Below are 18,345 nucleotides of genomic sequence, written 5' to 3' on the forward strand. Positions count from 1 at the left end.
TACCCTTCGGGGGCCATGACCTCGAACGACCCCGCCACCTCCGGCCCACCGGCCCGCCGCCGCCCTCTGGGCCGGGGCCCGGGCACGGACGGCGCCCCGGAGGCAGCGGGCGGTGCGGGGGCGCCCGCGGGCGCCGGGACCGCCGGGGAGGCGGCGCCGGCGAGTGCGGGCGCGGCCGGTGCGCAGGCGCCCGACGGCGAGCACGCGCCGGCCGAGTACGACGTGCGGTCGGCGGTCACCGACCCGAGCCCTGCCCCCCAGGACGACGCAACGGGCCTGCCGGCGGGCGCGGACGCCGTCTCCACCCGCGATGACGACGGCACCCCCGATGACGACGGTGCCCCCGGTGAGGGCGCGGCCCCTGTCGGCGACGGGGTGTTCACGGTGCGGCTGGCCAACTTCGAGGGGCCGTTCGATCTGCTGTTGCAGCTCATCTCGCGGCACAAGCTCGATGTCACCGAGGTCGCCCTGTCGCGGGTGACCGACGAGTTCATGGCGCACATCCGGGCCATGGGGCCGGACTGGGACCTGGACCAGACGACCGAGTTCCTCGTCGTCGCCGCCACGCTGCTCGACCTGAAGGCGGCCCGGCTGCTGCCCGCCGCCGAGGTGGAGGACGAGGCCGACCTCGCCCTGCTGGAGGCGCGGGACCTGCTGTTCGCCCGCCTGCTGCAGTACCGCGCCTACAAACAGATCGCCGACATCTTCAGCGAGCGCCTGGACGACGAGGCCCGGCGCTACCCCCGTACCGTCGGCCTGGAGCCCCAGCACGCCGAGCTGCTGCCGGACGTCGTCATCAGCATCGGCCCCGAGGGCTTCGCCCGGCTCGCCGTCAAGGCGATGCAGCCGAAGCCCAAGCCGCAGGTGTACGTCGACCACATCCACGCCCCGCTCGTCAGCGTGCAGGAACAGGCGCAGGTCGTCGTCGCCCGGTTGAAGGAGCTCGGCGAGGCCAGCTTCCGCACCCTCGTCGCGGACACCGACGACACCCTCACCGTCGTCGCCCGCTTCCTCGCCCTGCTGGAGCTGTACCGCGAGAAGGCCGTCGCCCTGGAGCAGGAGACCGCGCTGGGCGAGCTGACCGTGCGCTGGACCGGGGACGAGGACACGGCCCCCCGGGTCACCGACGAGTTCGACCGGGCACCCGAGAAGCCCGAGGAGGAGAAGAAGGCGTGAGCGGGGAGAGCAGCGCGGCCCCGGCGGGGCCGCGGACCGTCGCCGGGCTGGACCTCAAGCCCGCGCTGGAGGCCGTGCTCATGGTCGTCGACGAACCGGCGACCGAGGAGCACCTGGCGAAGATCCTGGAGCGGCCGAAGCGGCAGATCGCCGACGCCCTGCGGGAACTCGCCGACGAGTACACCGTGCAGGGCCGCGGCTTCGAGCTGCGCTATGTCGCGGGCGGCTGGCGCTTCTACACCCGCCCCGCCTACGCGGCCGCCGTGGAACGGCTCGTCCTGGACGGCCAGACCGCCCGCCTCACCCAGGCCGCCCTGGAGACCCTGGCCGTGGTCGCCTACCGCCAGCCGGTCAGCCGCAGCCGCGTCTCCGCCGTCCGCGGGGTCAACTGCGACGGCGTGATGCGCACCCTGCTGCAGCGCGGTCTCGTCGAGGAGGCGGGCACGGAACCCGAAACAGGTGCGATCCTGTACAGGACGACGAACTACTTCCTGGAGCGGATGGGCCTGCGCGGCCTGGACGAGCTCCCGGAACTCGCGCCCTTCCTCCCGGAGGCGGAGGCGATCGAGGCGGAGACCCAGGAAGGGGTTCCGTCGTTCGACCCGGACGCTCCCGATGACGAGCCGGGCGCCGTCCGGGGCCTCCCGGACACCGACGAAGACGACCAGACGGAACATTGATGCGAAGCAGCAGCGGCAGGAACAGCAGCGGAAACAACGGCGGGAGCCGTGGTGGCAACAGCGGCGGCCGCGGCGGAAGCAGCGGGGGCCGCGGGAACTACCGCGGCGCCGGCAACAACCGCGACGACAAGCAGGGAGGCCGTCCCAGGAAGCCGCGTCCCGAGGAGCGGCGCTACGACGTCGGCCCCGGCGCGACGCAGGACGGTCCGAAGTCCGGCCGGGGCCCCTCGGCCCGCGGCGGTGCCAAGGGCGGCCCCAAGCAGGGGCAGCGCTCCGGCGGCCGTCCGGCCCCCGCGCGCTCGCGTGAGTACGAGACCCGTACCGAGGAGCGCAACCGCGAGCGCTACGCGGGCAAGAAGGACGTCAAGCTGCCGAAGACCTTCCCCGGCGCCGAGCAGGAGGGCGAGCGGCTGCAGAAGGTGCTGGCGCGCGCCGGCTTCGGCTCCCGCCGCGCCTGCGAGGACCTGATCGACGAGGCGCGCGTCGAGGTCAACGGCGAGATCGTCACCGAGCAGGGCAAGCGGGTCGACCCGGAGAAGGACGAGATCAAGGTCGACGGTCTGACCGTCGCGACCCAGCGCTACCAGTTCTTCTCGCTGAACAAGCCGGCCGGCGTCGTCTCCACCATGGAGGACCCCGAGGGCCGCCAGTGCCTGGGCGACTACGTCACCAACCGCGAGACCCGGCTCTTCCACGTCGGCCGCCTCGACACCGAGACCGAGGGTGTCATCCTGCTCACCAACCACGGCGAGCTGGCGCACCGGCTGACCCACCCGAAGTACGGCGTGAAGAAGACCTACCTCGCGCACATCGTCGGCCCCATCCCGCGCGACCTGGGCAAGCAGCTCAAGGACGGCATCCAGCTGGAGGACGGGTACGCCCGCGCCGACCACTTCCGCGTGGTGGAGCAGACCGGCAAGAACTACCTGGTCGAGGTCACGCTGCACGAGGGCCGCAAGCACATCGTGCGCCGCATGCTGGCCGAGGCCGGCTTCCCGGTCGACAAGCTGGTCCGTGTCGCCTTCGGCCCGATCACCCTGGGCGACCAGAAGTCGGGCTGGCTGCGCCGCCTGTCCAACACCGAGGTCGGCATGCTGATGAAGGAAGTCGACCTGTAAAGCGCGTTGCGGTGATCACCATCCCCCTTTATTGTCATGGTGACGATAAAGGGGGATGGTGATTTCATGTCCAAGCGAGCCGCCACCGGCGCACTCCTCGGCCTCGCCCTCGGGGACGCCCTGGGTTACCCGACCGAGTTCAAGACCGTGCCGCTGATCCTGTCGACGTTCGGGCCCTGGCGGGAGATGGACCTGCCGCAGCGGGCCTTCGTCACCGACGACACCCAGATGACCCTCGCCCTCGGACGCGGCCTGCGCACCGCCATGGACCGTGGCTACCTCGCGCCCAAGCGGCTGGAGCGGCCCGTGCGGGAGGAGTTCGTCGACTGGTACCAGTCGCCGGACAACAACCGCGCCCCCGGCACCACCTGCCTGCGCGCCTGCAGCCTGCTCAAGGAGGAGGGCCGCGCCTGGCAGGACGCCAGCCAGATCCACTCCAAGGGCTGCGGCGCCAACATGCGCGTCGCGCCGGTCGGCCTCGCGCCCGGCCTGAGCGAGGCGCAGCGCTCCGGCGCCGCCCAGCTCCAGGCCGCCCTCACCCACGGCCACCCCACGGCCCTCGCCGCCTCCGACCTCACCGCGCACGCCGTCCACCTGCTCGCGCAGGGGGCCGACCCGACCGCCCTGGTCGGGCTGCTGCGGTCGTACGCCCTCGACCGGCGCACCCACTACGACCACACCTGGCTCGGCGACCTGTGGACCCGCAGCCAGGACCCCACGCCCGAGCACTTCATCGCGCGCGGCTGGGACGAGTGCCTGGCGATCCTCGAACGGCTGCAGGACGCCGTGCGGACCGTCTCGCCGGAGACCGACCCGTGCCTGGCCACCGGAGAGGGCTGGATCGCCGAGGAGGCGCTGGCCACCGGGCTGCTGTGCTTCCTGCTCTTCCCCGACGAGCCGGTGACCGCCCTGCGCCGCGCCGCGTGCACGTCCGGCGACTCCGACTCCCTCGCCTGCCTGGCCGGCGCCTTCGCGGGGGCGTACCTGGGCGCCGACGCCTGGCCGGCCGCGTGGGCGGAGCGCATCGAGTACCGCAGCGAGCTGCTGGCCCTCGGTTCGCTGTGGGACGCCTGAGCGGACGGCCCCGCGCCGGGTACCCGGTGCCCCGGGAGCCGTACGACGAAGGGCGTGACCATGGGCGGCAAGGACATCGGCGATCTGCTCGGCGGCGCCCTCGGCGGCCGCGGCGGCACCGGGAGCACGGCCCTGCTGGTGGGCGCCCTGTTCAAGGCCGCCGACGGCGGCAATCCGCTGGACACCCTGCTGGGGGCGCTCGCCGGCGCGGGCCTCGGCGAGCAGACGCGCTCCTGGGTCGGCTCCGGTGAGAACCGGTCCGTGACCGGCGACGAGCTGCAGCGGGCGCTCGGCGACGACCTCCTCGGGCGCGTCGCCCGCGAAGTCGGGGTCACCCCCGCCCAGGCCGCCGACGACCTCGCCCAGGCGCTGCCGCAGGCGGTGGACCGGCTCACCCCGGACGGCCAGGTGCCGCAGGCCGGCTCCCTGGAGGAGCTGATCCGGCGCAGCGACCAGTGAGGCGGCGTGCCGTCCTCCCGCGGACGCGCCGTCTCAGCGGACGCGCCGTCCCGGCGGACGGGCCGTCCCGGCGGGCGCGTCGTCTCAGCGGACGGGCGGCGCGGGCCCCCGCCGCGCGGGCTGGCTAGGCTGGATCAGCAGCGAGACAGCCGATACGCAAGGAGCAACGCCGTGGCGGTACGAGCGGTCCGGGGGGCCGTCCAGTTGGAGCGGGACGAGGCCGGGCACATGGACGAGCAGGTCGCGGCCCTGCTCACCGCCATCCTGGAGTGGAACGAGCTGAGCACGGACGACCTGATCAGCATCTGGTTCACGGCCACGCCCGATCTGCACAGCGACTTCCCGGCCGCCGCGGCCCGCAAGCTCGGCATCGTCGACGTGCCGCTGATCTGCGCCCAGGAGCTGGACATCGAGGGCGCCATGCCCCGCGTCGTCCGCGTCCTCGCGCACATCGAGTCGGACAAGCCGCGCGCCGACATCACCCACGTCTACCTCGGCGCCGCGGCCGCCCTGCGCAAGGACATCGCCCAGTGAGGACCGCACTCGTCATCGGCACCGGGCTGATCGGCACCTCCGCCGCCCTTGCCCTGGCACAGCGGGGCGTCACCGTCCACCTCGCCGACCACGACCCGGAGCAGGCCCGCACCGCCGCCGCGCTCGGCGCCGGCACCGACGAGCCGCCCGCCGGCCCGGTCGACCTGGCGATCGTGGCCGCCCCGCCCGCCCACGTGGCCGCCGTGCTCGCCGACGCGATGCGCCGGGGCGTGGCCCGCGCCTACGTCGACGTGGCCAGCGTCAAGGGCGGACCGCGCCGCGAGCTGGAGGCGCTCGGCCTCGACCTGTCGTCGTACATCGGCACCCACCCGATGTCCGGCCGGGAGAAGTCCGGGCCGCTCGCCGCCTCCGGCGACCTCTTCGAGGGCCGCCCCTGGGTGCTCACACCGACCCGGGACACCGACACCGAGGTGCTGAACCTCGCCCTGGAGCTGGTCTCGCACTGCCGGGCGGTGCCGGTCGTCATGGACGCCGACGCCCACGACCGGGCCGTCGCCCTCGTCTCCCACATGCCCCACCTGGTCTCCAGCATGGTCGCCGCCCGCCTGGAGAACGCCGAGGAGGCGGCCGTACGGCTGTGCGGGCAGGGCATCCGGGACGTGACCCGGATCGCCGCCTCCGACCCGCGGATGTGGATCGACATCCTCTCCGCGAACCCCGGCCCGGTCGCCGACCTGCTCACCGACGTGGCCGCCGACCTGGACGAGACGGTGCGGGCGCTGCGCGCACTGCAGTCCTCCGACGAGGACAAGCGCCGCGAGGGCACCACCGGCATCGAGGCCATGCTGCGCAGGGGCAACGCCGGCCAGGTGCGGGTACCCGGCAAGCACGGCAGCGCGCCGCGCGTCTACGAGACCGTCGTCGTCCTCATCGACGACCAGCCCGGCCAGCTCGCCCGCATCTTCGCCGACGCGGGACGGGCCGGGGTCAACATCGAGGACGTCCGCATCGAGCACGCGACCGGGCAGCAGGCGGGCCTGGTGCAGCTCATGGTGGAGCCCAAGGCGGCGCCGGTGCTGACGGCCGCCCTGCGCGAGCGGGGCTGGTCGCTGCGCCAGTAGGCGGGCCCGGCGCGCTCCCTCGTACCGACGGCCGGTGCCCTCCGGCCGTAAGAGGCGCGCCGCGAAGCCAGTAACCTTGTGCGGGGCGTCCCGAACGGGCCATGCGCCCCGCACCCCGCCCACCACCTCGCACCAGGAAGGTGTCCCCCCGTGGAAAACGGCGCCGCCCAGACTGTGCCGCCTGTGATCGTCGCCATCGACGGTCCCTCCGGCACGGGCAAGTCGAGCACGTCCAAGGCCGTGGCCGCGCAGCTCGGCCTGAGCTACCTGGACACCGGCGCCCAGTACCGGGCGATCACCTGGTGGATGGTGACCAACGGCATCGACGTCGACGACCCGGCCGCGATCGCCGCCGCGGCGGGCAGGCCGCGGATCGTCTCCGGCACCGACCCGGAGAAGCCGACGATCACCGTCGACGGCTTCGACGTCTCCGGCCCGATCCGCACCCAGGAGGTCACCTCCCGGGTCAGCGCCGTCAGCGCGGTGCCGGAGGTGCGCGCCCGGATCACCGAGCTGCAGCGCTCCATCGCGGCCGGCGCGGAGCAGGGCATCGTCGTCGAGGGCCGCGACATCGGGACGACCGTGCTGCCCGACGCCGACCTGAAGATCTTCCTCACCGCCTCCCCGGAGGCCCGCGCCGCCCGGCGCAGCGGTGAGCTGAAGGACACCGACGTGCACTCCACCCGTGAGGCGCTGCTCAAGCGGGACGCGGCCGACTCCAGCCGCAAGACCTCCCCGCTGGCCAAGGCGGCCGACGCCGTCGAGGTGGACACCACCGAGCTCACGCTGGCCCAGGTCATCGAGTGCGTGGTCACCCTCGTCGAGGAGAAGCGGGCGGGGAAGTGACCGCACCGTCCGAGCGGGGCGCGGACGTCGGCCGGCGCATCGGCGTCGGCCTGATGTACGGCCTGTTCAAGCCGCGCGTGCTGGGTGCCTGGCGGATGCCGGCGCGCGGGCCGGTCATCCTCGCCGTCAACCACGCGCACAACCTCGACGGCCCCATGGTCATGGGCGTGGCGCCGCGGCCCGTGCACTTCCTGATCAAGAAGGAAGCGTTCGTCGGGCCGCTCGACCCGTTCCTGACCGGCATCGGCCAGCTCAAGGTCGACCGCTCCACGGCCGACCGCACCGCCATCACGCAGGCGCTGGAGGTGCTGCAGGAGGGCGGTGTCCTCGGGATCTTCCCGGAGGGTACCCGCGGCGAGGGCGACTTCGCCTCCCTGCGCGCCGGGCTCGCGTACTTCGCCGTCCGCAGCGGGGCGCCGATCGTGCCGGTGGCCGTGCTGGGAAGTTCCGAACGGCGCGGACGGTTGATAAAGGGGCTGCCGCCGCTGCGCTCCCGCATCGACGTCGTCTTCGGCGACCCGTTCGACGCGGGCGACGGCAGCGGCCGCCGTACGCGCAAGGCCCTCGACGAGGCCACCGAGCGCATCCAGAAGCAGCTCACCGAGCACCTGGAAAACGCCAGGCGCCTGACCGGGCGCCAGGCGACACTGAGTAGTGGATGAGGCCCACCCGCGGCCCGCTCCACCGATCACCACGAATGAACGACGAGGTACGGACTTCATGAACGACCACATCCAGCCCGACGGCTCGGACGCACACGAGCACGATCACGGGGCTCTCGGCGACGCCGAGTACGCGGAGTTCATGGAGCTCGCCGCGGAAGAGGGCTTCGACGTCGAGGACGTCGAGGGCGCGATCGAGGAGGCCGGGCACGGCCCGCTGCCCGTCCTCGCCGTCGTCGGCCGGCCCAATGTCGGCAAGTCGACCCTCGTCAACCGGATCATCGGCCGCCGCGAGGCCGTCGTCGAGGACAAGCCCGGCGTCACCCGCGACCGCGTCACCTACGAGGCCGAGTGGGCGGGCCGCCGCTTCAAGGTCGTCGACACCGGCGGCTGGGAGCAGGACGTCCTCGGCATCGACGCCTCCGTCGCCGCCCAGGCCGAGTACGCCATCGAGGCCGCCGACGCCGTCGTGTTCGTCGTCGACGCCAAGGTCGGCGCCACCGACACCGACGAGGCCGTCGTCCGGCTGCTGCGCAAGGCCGGCAAGCCGGTCGTGCTGTGCGCCAACAAGGTCGACGGCCCGAGCGGCGAGGCCGACGCGTCCTACCTGTGGAACCTGGGCCTGGGCGAGCCCCACCCGGTCTCGGCCCTGCACGGCCGCGGCACCGGCGACATGCTCGACGCCGTCCTGGAGGCTCTGCCCGAGGCGCCCGAGCAGAGCTTCGGCACCGCTGTCGGTGGCCCCCGCCGGGTCGCCCTCATCGGCCGCCCGAACGTGGGCAAGTCCTCCCTGCTGAACAAGGTGGCCGGCGAGGAGCGCGTCGTCGTCAACGAACTCGCCGGCACCACCCGCGACCCGGTCGACGAGCTGATCGAACTGGGCGGCAAGACCTGGAAGTTCGTCGACACCGCCGGCATCCGCAAGCGGGTCCACCTCCAGCAGGGCGCCGACTACTACGCCTCGCTGCGCACCGCGGCCGCCGTGGAGAAGGCCGAGGTGGCCGTGGTCCTCATCGACTCCGCCGAGTCCATCTCGGTGCAGGACCAGCGGATCGTCACCATGGCGGTCGAGGCGGGCCGCGCGCTCGTGCTCGCCTTCAACAAGTGGGACACCCTCGACGAGGAGCGCCGCTACTACCTGGAGCGGGAGATCGAGACCGAGCTCGGGCAGGTCTCCTGGGCGCCGCGCGTCAACGTCTCGGCCCGCACCGGCCGGCACATGGAGAAGCTGGTCCCGGCGATCGAGACCGCCCTCGCCGGCTGGGAGACCCGTGTGCCCACCGGCCGGCTGAACGCCTTCCTCGGTGAGCTGGTCGCCGCCCACCCGCACCCGATCCGGGGCGGCAAGCAGCCGCGCATCCTGTTCGGCACCCAGGCCGGCACCAAGCCGCCGCGGTTCGTGCTCTTCGCCTCCGGCTTCATCGAGGCGGGCTACCGGCGCTTCATCGAGCGCCGGCTGCGCGAGGAGTTCGGCTTCGAGGGCACGCCGATCCACATCTCCGTGCGGGTGCGCGAGAAGCGCGGCAAGAAGAAGTAGCCCGGGGGCAGCAGCAGTCCGGGCATGCCGAAGGGGCGGACCCCGAGTCCGAGTGGACTCGGGGGCCGCCCCTTTCGTGCGGTCGGCCGCTGCCGGTTCGCCGCGGTCAGCCGCTGCCGAGCCGGCCGGGCGGGAGCGCCGCCGGCACGAACTGCAGGGTGCCGCCCGTCTGTTCCACCGGGCCGACCCGCTGCCACGCGGACTGCCGGCCGACGCGGGCGCTGTGCGCTCCCGCGCTGTAGGCGCTGTACGAGCTGCTGAACGACCCCGGCCGGGGGCCGCCTTCCGTGCTGTGCGGGATGTTCCCGAAGGCGGTGAACCCCAGGTCCTCCTCGCCGCTGCGGTCACCCGGCAGCGAGCGGAAGGACTTGACGTACTCGGCGTAGAGCGCGTCGTAGATCGGCGTGGCCGATGGGCCGCGGTGCGGCTCCTGCCCCAGCCGCGGGGGAGGCGGAACCGAGGAGAAGCTCTGGCGGCGGGGAACGTCGTATGTGTGCACGTAAGTCCCAACGACGGGGCAGGGGGCGGGGATGCGGCCACGGCCGCCGGCAGGGTGTGCGGGGGGACTGCGGGCAGTGTTCCCCTGGCCGCTGCGCCCCCGGGGGGACGCCCGGCCGCCCGGAGTGCTCGGGCGCCCGGGCGCGACGGACCTCCGTTGGCGTGGGGCGACGGAGGCCGGGCGGGGTGGGATCAGGTGCCGGCGAGGGGGAGGGTCGCCGCGACCAGGTGGCCGGTGGCGGCCGCCTTGTCCAGGGCCTCCCGCATCAGGTCCTCGCGCGGCTGGCGGCCGATGGACCCGACGGGCGCCGCGAACATCAGCACCTGCTGGTGCTTGTTGGCGGCGGCCCGCCAGCCGTCGGTGACCTGCAGCGGCTGGTGCGCCTGCCACCAGGCCACCGGCTGGCCACCGTCGGCGGCGGGCTGGAGCACCGCGTGCAGCTGCCCCATCGCCAGCAGCACGGACCAGCCGTGCAGCACCGGCGGCACGGCGGACAGCTCGGTCAGCGGCATGAAGCCGTGCTCGATCAGCAGCGGCAGGAAGTCGTCGCCGGCACCGGTGGAGCCGGGGCGCACGATCGGCGCGGTGGGCTCCACCACCAGGGCCGGGTGCAGCTCGCCGGCGATCAGCACCAGTCCGCTGGTCACCCCGAGCACGGCCTGCTCCGGCACCGCCTTCGCCGGTTCGGCGACGCCGGCGTGCCCGCCCGCGACCCCGCTGATGGAGCGGACCGCGCCCTGCAACTGCTCCTCGGTGACCTGGACGACCTGCGAGGGCAGGCAGCTGGCGTGGGCGAAGGCGAGCACGGCGGTCTCGTCGCCGATGAACAGCACGGTGCTGGTGCGTTCCTGCTCGGGGTCGCCCGGGGTGCGGCAGGAGGTGCAGTCGTAACTGCCGGGGGCGTTCTCCCCGGCGAGCAGCCGGTCGGCTTCTTCGTCGCCGATCTCGGCGCGTACCTCGTCGCTGACGTCGAGCATGCGCGGCACGGGTGGCTCCCTCGGGATGCGGGTGCGATGGCGGGGCCGGGGGCGGTCCCCGGCTCATGAAGAGCACAACGGACGAGCTGTGGTGGGGGTCACGCATACGCCGGAACGGAATCCCACCCTCGATCGCGTACGGTCATGTCCGCGCCGGAACTGGTCACTCAACGTCAAGTTGTCTCGTCGTCAAGGAAGTTGGCACGGTGAGGTGGCTCACAGAGAAAAGTGATCACGGGTGGGCATATCCGTACATCAACCCATCTAGTGGGTCGCCGAATTTCCTTGATACCCGCGGTAACCGCCAACTGGCCTGGGCGGACAGGGAATTGGTTGATGACGGGCCGTCCGGCTCCCTACATTCCTCCGCCGTGTGCAACGAGCACCGCTCGGGAACGTCCGCCGGTTCCGCGCCTCTCGGCGCGGAGTACGACCCCCGGTGGGCGGGGTGGAGCGCCACGCCCGCGTCCATGCGCGAGGAGGGCGTTCCGCCTTGGGGGACCCCGGGTTGTTCGAGAGGGAACTACATGTCCGAGTGTGCCGACAACACCCGCGTCGCCGCCCGCAAGTCCCCGACCAGGGGTCAGACCCGTACGGCGGCGGTCCTCGCCGGGGCGGCGCTCCTCGCCCCCCTCGGCCTGCTCGCCTCGGCCGGCGGTGCCGCGGCGGCGGACGGCGGGGTGTGGGACCGCATCGCCCAGTGCGAGAGCGGCGGCAACTGGCACATCAACACCGGCAACGGCTACTACGGCGGCCTGCAGTTCTCCGCCGGCACCTGGCGCGCCTACGGCGGCACGGCCTACGCGCCGACCGCCGACCAGGCCTCCCGGTCCGCGCAGATCGCCGTGGCCACCAAGGTCCAGCACGCGCAGGGCTGGGGCGCCTGGCCCGTCTGCTCGGGACGCGCCGGCGCGTACGGCGACGCTCCCGCGTCCGGGCACGTCTCGGCGAAGTCGGCGCCCCGGCACACCGAGTCCGCCCCGTCGAAGCCGGCGAAGGCGCCGGCCCGCTCGAACGAACACACCACCAGCCGCGGGTCCGCCCGCGGCGACTACACCGTGCGCGAGGGCGACACGCTCAGCGGCATCGCCGCGCGCCACGGGACCAGCTGGCAGCGGATCTACGCCGTGAACAAGGAGGTCATCGGCGGCGATCCCGACCTGATCGTGCCGGGCACGCGGCTCGCCCTGCGGCACCTGTAAGGCGCGCTCCGGCACCTGTGAGGCACGCTCCTCGCGCGACGACGGGGCCCCGTCCGGCTCGGCCGGACGGGGCCCCGTGGCGTGCGCGGGCGGCAGCGTGCGCCCGGTCGGCCCCGACGGCCGGACGGCGGGTGTGCGCCGCGGAGGCCTCGGCGGCGGCAGCAGCCCTGCCGGACGGCGGGTGCGCCCGCGGCGGGCGGCGGCCGGCATGCGGCGGTCAGTCCGGCGCGCCGGGCCGCCCCCGGAGTTCCGCCGCCTCGCCGCTGAAGACGACCGTGCCGCGGCGCAGTTCGTACAGGACCACCGTGCGCGGCGCGGAGAGCGCGGGCGGCAGGCGCTGCTCGGCGAGGACCACGCAGGCGTCGAGGGAGGCCAGCAGCGCGTACGTGCGGGCGGCCACCGCGGGGGCCATGCCCTGGGTGGGCTCGTCCACGAGCACCGCACGCGCGCGTGCCGACAGCGCGCGGGCCAGGGCGAGCATGCGCTGCTCCCCGCCGGACAGCGTGCCGGCGCGGCGCGGCAGCAGCGGCTCCAGCTGCGGATAGGCGGCCAGCGCGGCGTCCTCACCGCCGGGGGTGAGGGCGAGGTTCTCGCGGACCGTGAGGGAGCCGAACACCGCCTGCCGCTCCGGGACCAGGCACAGCCCGCGCCGCGCCCGCTCGTACGCCGGCAGGCGCGTGACGTCCGTGCCGTCCCACACCACGGCCCCGGCGGCCAGCGGCACGGTTCCGGCCAGCGCGCGCAGGGCCGTGCTGCGCCCGGAGCCGTTACGGCCCAGCAGCACCGTCAGGCCCGGCCCGGGCGCGGTGAGCGTGACACCGTGCAGGGCCTCCAACGGGCCGTAGCGCACGCGCGCGTGACGCAGGGCCAGGGTCATGGGCCGGGCTCCTGCCCCGCCGGGGCGCCCAGGGCGTCGAGGACGCGGCCGGGCGGCCCGGTGGCGACGACGCGGCCCGCGGTCATCACGTGCACGACGTCGGCGAGGCCGGCGACCAGGTCGAGGTCGTGCTCGACGACGAGCAGGGCGACGCCGTCCGCGGCGAGCGCGCGCAGCACCCGGGCCATGGCGGCCACCTCGGCGGTGTCCAGCCCGGCGGCCGGCTCGTCGAGCAGCAGGACCCGGGGGCCGCCCGCGAGGGCGCGGGCCAGCTCGACGCGGCGCAGCGTGCCGGTGGGCAGTCCGGCGGCGGGCAGCGCCCGGAGGGGGCCGTCCAGGCCGAACAGCCGCAGTGCGCGCTCCACCGCCGCCGGATCGTTCACGCGGCCCTGCTCGGCGCCGATGCGGACGTTCTCGGCGACGGTCAGGGAGGGGAAGACGGCCAGTTGCTGGAAGGTCCGCGCGATGCCCAGCCGGGTGCGGGCGTGCGCCGGCAGCCGGGTCACGTCCCGCCCCATGAACAGCACCTGGCCGCGCACGGGCCGTACGGTGCCGGCCAGACAGTGGAACAGAGTGCTCTTCCCGGCCCCGTTGGGTCCCACGACCGCGGTGACCCGCCCCCGGGCCACCTCCAGATCGACCCCGTCCAGCGCCGTGAACCCGCCGTAGCGGACCCGCAGCCCCCGCGCGCCCAGCACGGCCGCCGCCCCGCCGTCCCACCGGCCGCCCCCGGCCCACGACATGCGGGACGCGGCCGGCGGACCCGCCTCCCGCGGCTCCGGGCCACGCACCGGGCCGACGCCGACCCCGCGAGCACGACGCCCCACCGGCGCTCCGGCCCCGGCCCCCGCCCCCGGACGCGCCCGCCCGCCGCCCACGCCGGCCCGGGCGCCCGGAGAACTCCAGCCGCCCGCGGAGTCAGGACCGGCCGAGCCGCTCGTCTCGCTCCCGGCGCTGGTGCCGTTCGACCCGCCCCAGGCGCCCGAGTCGCCCCCGGCGCCCGCCCCGCCCCCGGCGCCCGAGCCGCCCGGAGAACCCTGGCCGTCCCCAGCGCCCTCGCTGCCCGCGAAGTCCGGGCTGCCCAAGTCGCCCGGAGAACCCCGTCCGCCCGCAGAACCCCTGCCGCCCGTGGATCCCGGGCCGCCCGCGCCGCCCGAACCGCCCGCGCCGCCCGAACCGCCCGCGCCGCCCGAACCGCCCCCCGCGCCCGCGGCACCCCCGCCCCCCACCAGCACCGACACCCCCGTCACACCCGTCACCACGCCCCGCCGAGGCGGCCGTTCTGCCGCTGGGCGCAGGCGAGTCCTCACCCGCGCGCCCAGCGGGGTCAGGTGGGCGTCGGTGCGGCGGCGCAGCCGGTGCGCCGCCGCGCGGGCCGTCTCGTACGGGCCGTCGGGGAAGCGGCCGACGCAGACCGCGAGGACGCCGACGAGGGCCGCCGCCACGCCGCCGCGGGTGCCCGCGTCCAGGCCGACCAGGAGGGCCGCCGCGGCGAGCGCTCCCAGGGTGCTGTCGGCGCCCAGGACGACCACCGCGGCGAACCACAGCAGGCCGCGCACCGGGTCGTAGGTGCCCGGGTCGAAGGCGCGCAGCCCCATGCCGAGCAGACCGCCCCCGAGGGCGGCCAGCGCCGCGCCGCTGACGAAGGCGAGCAGTTTCAGCGAGGGCACCCGGACGCCCGCCGCGGACGCGCCCGCCTCGTGGTCCCGCATGGCCGCCAGCGCCCGCCCGGTGCGGCCCTGCCGCAGCAGCCGCGTCGCCAGCAGGGCCGCCGCGAGCAGCACCAGCTCCAGCAGGTAGTAGGCGCGGTCCCCGTCGAAGCCGGCCGGGCGGCCCAGGGAGAGCCCCGACGTGGCGTACGGCTGCGCGAAGACGAAGCGGCTCACGCCGACCCCGACCGCGAAGGTCGCGAGGGCCAGGGCGAGGCCCTGGCGGCCGATCGCGGGCCAGCCGGTGAGCAGGCCGAGCGGTGCGACCAGGACGACGGCGACGGCGAGCGCGGTCAGTTCCGGCAGCGGCGGCAGCAGCGGGAAACGTCCGGCCGCGAGCAGCGCCGTGAACAGGGCGCCCAGGCCCGCGTACGCCGCCTGCCCGAGGGAGATCTGGCCGCCCCGGCCGGTGACGACCACCAGGGACAGCAGCACGATCGCCAGCGCCGGCACCTGCACCGCCGTCCGCAGATCCGGCCCGGCCAGCCCGAGCGGCAGCAGGAACAGCACGACCGCGACGATCCAGGCGCCGTGCGGGACGGCCGGGGCGCGCACGGCCGGCGGACGGGGCGGCGTGTCACGTCGGCCGATGCCGGGCAGCACCAGCGCCGCGACCAGCAGCGCCACCACGAACAGGTTGGCGCCGACCGCCTGCAGCAACGGCTGCGCCCAGCCGGTGGGGTGCCACCGGGTCAGCTGGCTCTGCGCGATGCCGACACCGAGCGCGACCACCACCGCGACGGGCAGGCTGCGCATCCGCGCGGCCACCGCGACCGCGACCACCTCCATCACCAGCAGCGGCAGCCCGTACGGATCGAGCCGTACGTACGGCGCGAGCAGGGCGCCCGTCAGCCCGGCCGTGAACGCGCCGAACGCCCAGCCCGCCGCGGCCACCCGGTCGGCGTCGATGCCGCCGAGCACCGCCAGTTGCCGGTCGTCCACCACGGCCCGCAGCTCCCGCCCGAACCGGGTCCAGCGGATGACGGCGGACACCCCGGCCGCCAGCAGCAGCGCCACCGCCAGCTGCCCCCACGGGTCGGCCGACACCAGTTGCGGCGCGTCGTCCCGCGCGCCCTGCCCCCACAGCAGGACCGCGCCGCCGACCAGCAGCACGAACACGCCGAGCGAGGCCACCAGGGTCCGCGCCGGGTCGCCGCCCAGCACCGCCAGCGGCCGGAAGACGAACCGTTCCAGCACCACCCCGATCGCCGGCGCCAGCACGACCAGCGTCACCACCGCGCCCAGCCACAGGGGCCAGCCCCACACCACCACGCACTGCCGCAGCGCGTAGGCGCAGACCATGGCGATCGCGCCGTGCGCGAAGTTGAGCACGCCGGTCGCCCGGTAGGTGACGACCAGCCCGATGCCGGTGAGCGCGGCGGCGCTGCCGACGGACAGCCCCGCGAGCGTGAGGTCGTAGGTGAGGGAGGACATCAGTCCTCCGCGGCGTCCGGCTCGCAGATCGGGCAGGGGTCCAGCGAGCCCTCCACGAGCAGCCGGCCGTCCACCGGCAGCGCCTCCTTGTCCACGACGAGCGGGCAGTCCGCCCGGTGCCACAGCGTGCCGCCCGGCACCATCATCAGCCGTCCGCTCACCGCGACGGGCGCCGCGGCCGGCCGGCGCGCACCGGTCGCGTCGTCCTCGGCGTCCCCGGCGGCCACCAGCAGCCCGTACAGCTCCTCCATCCGCGCGGCGGCCCGGGCGTCGCGGCCGTGGCCGAGCAGCACCGCCCCAGCGACGATCAGCGCGGCCCCTGGCACCGTGCAGGAGGCCAGATAGGGCAGCTGCCGCTCGGCGAACCGCTCGCCGGAGACGCCGTACCAGCCGAGGACGCACAGCACCGCGCCGGCGGCCAGCGCCGCCCAGCCGGCCCACAGCACGGGGTGCACGGTCCGCAGTCGCGCTGTCCGCATCGCTGGCTCCCACCCGTCACGGTGCCCCGGTCTGTCCGGTCCGTCCCGCTGTGACCGTTGGCTTGCACTCTGCCTGATGTGCACCGACCCTGAAAGCACCGGGCGCCGATCGCCCGGCCCGACACCCGGTGGTGAGCCAGATGGTTCTGGGAAGCGACCTCAGGCGGGGGACGGCAGGCACGGGGCGCGGCCCAGGGGCGGCGGGACGGGGTACGGCCCTGGCGGCCGCCCTCGTACTCATTCTCGCCCCGGCCCTCGCGGCGTGCAGTGACAACGGCGGTGGCGGCAAGGCCACGCCCTCGGCCACCCCCTCCGCGCAGCGGACCACCAGCGCCGCACCCCTGGCACCCGCGGACCCGGCCGCGGCGCAGAAGGAGATCACACAGAACTGGGAGAGGTTCTTCGCCCCGTCGACGTCGCTCCAGGACAAGCAGGCCGTGCTGGAGAACGGCGTCCGGATGGCCCCCGTCCTGTACGCCTTCAGCAACGACCCGCGCAACCGGCAGGCGCAGGCGAAGGTCACCAAGGTGACGTTCACGTCGCCGACCCGGGCGGCCGTGACCTACGACCTCGTCGTCCAGGGCGCCACCGCCCTGCCGAACGCGGCCGGCGTCGCCGTCCAGCAGGGCGGCACATGGAAGGTCTCCGACAGCACCCTGTGCGCGCTGGTCAAGCTGAGCGGCAATGCGTCCGCGTCGGCGATCCCGGTCTGCTAGCCGCACGGTCGGCGCCGGCGTCACCGCGCTGCTGCTCGCCCTGTCCGCGGCCTGCGGCAGCCGCCTGCCCGAGCGCGACTTCGCGCAGGGCACGCCCGCGTCCCCGTCCGGGCCCGGCAGCGCCGCCGCACCGATCCGGGTCGGCATCATCGCCAGCGCCACCAGCCCCGTCGGCGGCAGTGCCTTCACCGGACCGCGCGACGGCGCCAAGGCGTTCTTCGACCGGCTCGACGCGCACGGCGGCATCGCCGGCCGCCCCGTGGAGGTGCACGAGTGCGACGACGGCGGCAGCGGCATCGGCAACAACGCGTGCGTGCACCAGCTGATCGACGAGGACAAGGTCGTCGCGCTGGTCGCCACCACCTCCCTCGACTACGCGGGCGCCCCGCGCGTGTCCCACGCGGGCGTGCCCGACATCGGGGGCCAGCCCATCGGCGCCGCCTACGACACCTGGCCGCACCTGTACGGCATCTACGGCAGTCTCGCCCCGCGCGACGGCACACCGGGCTGGGGCGGGAAGCTGTACGGCGGCACGGAGGTCTACCGGTACTTCGAGCGGGAGCACGGCGCCCGTACGGCCGCCGTCGTGTCGTACAACCAGTCCGCGTCCGCCGCCTACGCCCGGCTCGTCGAGCGGGGGCTGCGGGCCGAGGGGTACAAGGTGGTCGGCGAGCAGGTCGACTTCGCCCTGCCCGACTTCCGCGCGGTCGCCGCCGACCTCAAGCAGCAGGGCGCCGACCTGGTCTTCGACGCGCTCGACACGCACGGCAACGCCCAGCTGTGCCAGGCGATGGACGCGGTCGGCGCGCACGTCACCGCCAAGGTGACCAACGTGCAGAACTGGACCTCCACCGTCCCGCAGGACTACAAGGACGCCCCGCTCTGCCGCAATGCCCTGTGGGTGACCGGCGCGAGCCGGAACTACGAGGACACCGGTGACGGCGCGGTACGGGAGTTCCGGGACGCCACCGCCGGACTGGCCACGCACTCCCAGTGGCAGCTGGAGGGCTGGGCGGCGGCGATGTGGTTCACCGACGCGGCCCGCTCCTGCGCGCGCCGGGGCGTCACGCGCGCGTGCGTGGACGCCTTCATGAGCCGCAGCGACGGCTACACCGCCCGGGGCCTGCTGCTCCCCGTGGAGTTCGCGCACCTGCCGCGGCCGCCGGCGGAGCACCGCACCTGCCTGTCGGTGGCCCGCTGGCAGGACGGCAAGGGCTGGGTGACACAGGGCGACATGAACCGCACCTGCTTCGTCGTCCCGCAGCTGCCCTACAGCCCCTGACC

At 74.8% G+C, this 18,345-nt stretch carries 17 protein-coding genes and 1 pseudogene; 13 read left to right on the plus strand and 5 right to left on the minus strand.

All coding sequences use genetic code 11. From position 1 onward, the window contains the following. Positions 1–15: 15 nt before the first annotated feature. The 10 genes and pseudogenes from ACF1AL_RS12470 (at position 16) to der (ending at position 9,168) form a co-directional block, all read left to right on the plus strand. A complete protein-coding gene (locus tag ACF1AL_RS12470; RefSeq protein ID WP_391702942.1) occupies positions 16–1,176 on the plus strand; it encodes a segregation and condensation protein A in 1,161 nt (386 codons plus the stop codon). Then, positions 1,173–1,856 (plus strand): SMC-Scp complex subunit ScpB, encoded by a 684-nt coding sequence (gene scpB / locus ACF1AL_RS12475; RefSeq protein WP_366836296.1) that lies wholly within the window; start codon positions 1,173–1,175, stop codon positions 1,854–1,856. Before ACF1AL_RS12470 ends, scpB begins: the two co-directional genes overlap by 4 nt. Continuing rightward, positions 1,856–2,974 carry a pseudouridine synthase gene (locus tag ACF1AL_RS12480; protein WP_366836295.1) on the plus strand — a complete coding sequence of 373 codons (1,119 nt, stop codon included), beginning with the start codon at positions 1,856–1,858 and terminating at the stop codon, positions 2,972–2,974. Before scpB ends, ACF1AL_RS12480 begins: the two co-directional genes overlap by 1 nt. Before the next feature lie 66 nt (positions 2,975–3,040). Next, positions 3,041–4,048, plus strand: coding sequence for an ADP-ribosylglycohydrolase family protein (locus tag ACF1AL_RS12485; protein ID WP_391825904.1), 1,008 nt, complete (start codon positions 3,041–3,043; stop codon positions 4,046–4,048). A gap of 42 nt (positions 4,049–4,090) precedes the next feature. Further along, positions 4,091–4,507: pseudogene (locus ACF1AL_RS12490) on the plus strand (YidB family protein); the annotation flags it as partial. A 171-nt stretch (positions 4,508–4,678) separates the two neighbouring features. Then, positions 4,679–5,041 carry a chorismate mutase gene (gene aroH / locus ACF1AL_RS12495; RefSeq protein ID WP_391702947.1) on the plus strand — a complete coding sequence of 121 codons (363 nt, stop codon included), beginning with the start codon at positions 4,679–4,681 and terminating at the stop codon, positions 5,039–5,041. After that, the gene (locus ACF1AL_RS12500) at positions 5,038–6,123 is read left to right on the plus strand and encodes a prephenate dehydrogenase (protein ID WP_366836292.1); all 1,086 of its coding nucleotides are present in this window, start codon (positions 5,038–5,040) and stop codon (positions 6,121–6,123) included. The genes aroH and ACF1AL_RS12500 overlap by 4 nt, the downstream gene beginning before the upstream one ends. A 150-nt stretch (positions 6,124–6,273) precedes the next feature. After that, on the plus strand, positions 6,274–6,969 hold the full coding sequence (gene cmk / locus ACF1AL_RS12505; protein ID WP_391702950.1) for a (d)CMP kinase: 696 nt from the start codon (positions 6,274–6,276) through the stop codon (positions 6,967–6,969). 53 nt (positions 6,970–7,022) lie between these two features. Beyond that, positions 7,023–7,631 (plus strand): lysophospholipid acyltransferase family protein, encoded by a 609-nt coding sequence (locus tag ACF1AL_RS12510; protein WP_391660743.1) that lies wholly within the window; start codon positions 7,023–7,025, stop codon positions 7,629–7,631. 58 nt (positions 7,632–7,689) lie between these two features. Beyond that, positions 7,690–9,168: a ribosome biogenesis GTPase Der gene (gene der / locus ACF1AL_RS12515; RefSeq protein ID WP_366836290.1), complete on the plus strand. Its 1,479-nt coding sequence runs from the start codon at positions 7,690–7,692 to the stop codon at positions 9,166–9,168. Positions 9,169–9,274: 106 nt separating this feature from the next. Here the strand turns inward: der and ACF1AL_RS12520 are convergent, their stop codons facing one another. Together ACF1AL_RS12520 and ACF1AL_RS12525 are read right to left on the minus strand one after the other, a co-directional pair. Continuing rightward, entirely contained in the window at positions 9,275–9,667 is a 393-nt protein-coding gene (locus tag ACF1AL_RS12520; RefSeq protein WP_391702954.1) for a hypothetical protein, read from the minus strand. 191 nt (positions 9,668–9,858) lie between these two features. Next, a complete protein-coding gene (locus ACF1AL_RS12525) occupies positions 9,859–10,653 on the minus strand; it encodes a hypothetical protein (RefSeq protein ID WP_384207612.1) in 795 nt (264 codons plus the stop codon). Between the two features lie 518 nt (positions 10,654–11,171). On the opposite strand from ACF1AL_RS12525, the gene ACF1AL_RS12530 reads away from it, so the two are divergent. Next, positions 11,172–11,846 (plus strand): transglycosylase family protein, encoded by a 675-nt coding sequence (locus tag ACF1AL_RS12530; protein ID WP_391825905.1) that lies wholly within the window; start codon positions 11,172–11,174, stop codon positions 11,844–11,846. Positions 11,847–12,063: 217 nt separating this feature from the next. On the opposite strand, the gene ACF1AL_RS12535 is transcribed toward ACF1AL_RS12530, so the two are convergent. Genes ACF1AL_RS12535 through ACF1AL_RS12545 form a run of 3 tightly spaced genes read right to left on the minus strand, consistent with a single transcriptional unit; the run spans position 12,064 to position 16,345 of the window. Beyond that, the gene (locus ACF1AL_RS12535; protein ID WP_391702960.1) at positions 12,064–12,723 is read right to left on the minus strand and encodes an ATP-binding cassette domain-containing protein; all 660 of its coding nucleotides are present in this window, start codon (positions 12,721–12,723) and stop codon (positions 12,064–12,066) included. After that, a complete protein-coding gene (locus ACF1AL_RS12540) occupies positions 12,720–15,866 on the minus strand; it encodes an ATP-binding cassette domain-containing protein (RefSeq protein WP_391825906.1) in 3,147 nt (1,048 codons plus the stop codon). The genes ACF1AL_RS12535 and ACF1AL_RS12540 overlap by 4 nt, the downstream gene beginning before the upstream one ends. Beyond that, complete coding sequence (locus ACF1AL_RS12545) at positions 15,866–16,345, minus strand: hypothetical protein (protein ID WP_366836283.1); 480 nt, start codon at positions 16,343–16,345, stop codon at positions 15,866–15,868. Before ACF1AL_RS12545 ends, ACF1AL_RS12540 begins: the two co-directional genes overlap by 1 nt. Before the next feature lie 140 nt (positions 16,346–16,485). Between ACF1AL_RS12545 and ACF1AL_RS12550 the strand changes: the two genes are divergently transcribed. Further along, a complete protein-coding gene (locus ACF1AL_RS12550; RefSeq protein WP_384207623.1) occupies positions 16,486–17,061 on the plus strand; it encodes a hypothetical protein in 576 nt (191 codons plus the stop codon). Beyond that, on the plus strand, positions 17,030–18,343 hold the full coding sequence (locus ACF1AL_RS12555; protein ID WP_391825907.1) for an ABC transporter substrate-binding protein: 1,314 nt from the start codon (positions 17,030–17,032) through the stop codon (positions 18,341–18,343). The genes ACF1AL_RS12550 and ACF1AL_RS12555 overlap by 32 nt, the downstream gene beginning before the upstream one ends. The last annotated feature ends 2 nt before the right edge of the window (positions 18,344–18,345 follow it).

This window comes from Streptomyces sp. NPDC014801 (genome assembly GCF_043082085.1).
GTDB lineage: Bacteria > Actinomycetota > Actinomycetes > Streptomycetales > Streptomycetaceae > Streptomyces.

What these genes read in the sequence shown, in the direction of transcription:
- ACF1AL_RS12470 (WP_391702942.1), top strand. Translation starts at nt 16, where the DNA reads ATGACCTCGAACGACCCCGCCACCTCCGGCCCACCGGCCCGCCGCCGC.
- ACF1AL_RS12480 (WP_366836295.1), top strand. Translation starts at nt 1,856, where the DNA reads ATGCGAAGCAGCAGCGGCAGGAACAGCAGCGGAAACAACGGCGGGAGC.
- ACF1AL_RS12485 (WP_391825904.1), top strand. Translation starts at nt 3,041, where the DNA reads ATGTCCAAGCGAGCCGCCACCGGCGCACTCCTCGGCCTCGCCCTCGGG.
- ACF1AL_RS12510 (WP_391660743.1), top strand. Translation starts at nt 7,023, where the DNA reads ATGTACGGCCTGTTCAAGCCGCGCGTGCTGGGTGCCTGGCGGATGCCG.
- der (WP_366836290.1), top strand. Translation starts at nt 7,690, where the DNA reads ATGAACGACCACATCCAGCCCGACGGCTCGGACGCACACGAGCACGAT.
- ACF1AL_RS12530 (WP_391825905.1), top strand. Translation starts at nt 11,172, where the DNA reads ATGTCCGAGTGTGCCGACAACACCCGCGTCGCCGCCCGCAAGTCCCCG.
- ACF1AL_RS12535 (WP_391702960.1), bottom strand. Translation starts at nt 12,723, where the DNA reads ATGACCCTGGCCCTGCGTCACGCGCGCGTGCGCTACGGCCCGTTGGAG.
- ACF1AL_RS12540 (WP_391825906.1), bottom strand. Translation starts at nt 15,866, where the DNA reads ATGTCCTCCCTCACCTACGACCTCACGCTCGCGGGGCTGTCCGTCGGC.
- ACF1AL_RS12545 (WP_366836283.1), bottom strand. Translation starts at nt 16,345, where the DNA reads ATGCGGACAGCGCGACTGCGGACCGTGCACCCCGTGCTGTGGGCCGGC.
- ACF1AL_RS12550 (WP_384207623.1), top strand. Translation starts at nt 16,486, where the DNA reads ATGGTTCTGGGAAGCGACCTCAGGCGGGGGACGGCAGGCACGGGGCGC.
- ACF1AL_RS12555 (WP_391825907.1), top strand. Translation starts at nt 17,030, where the DNA reads ATGCGTCCGCGTCGGCGATCCCGGTCTGCTAGCCGCACGGTCGGCGCC.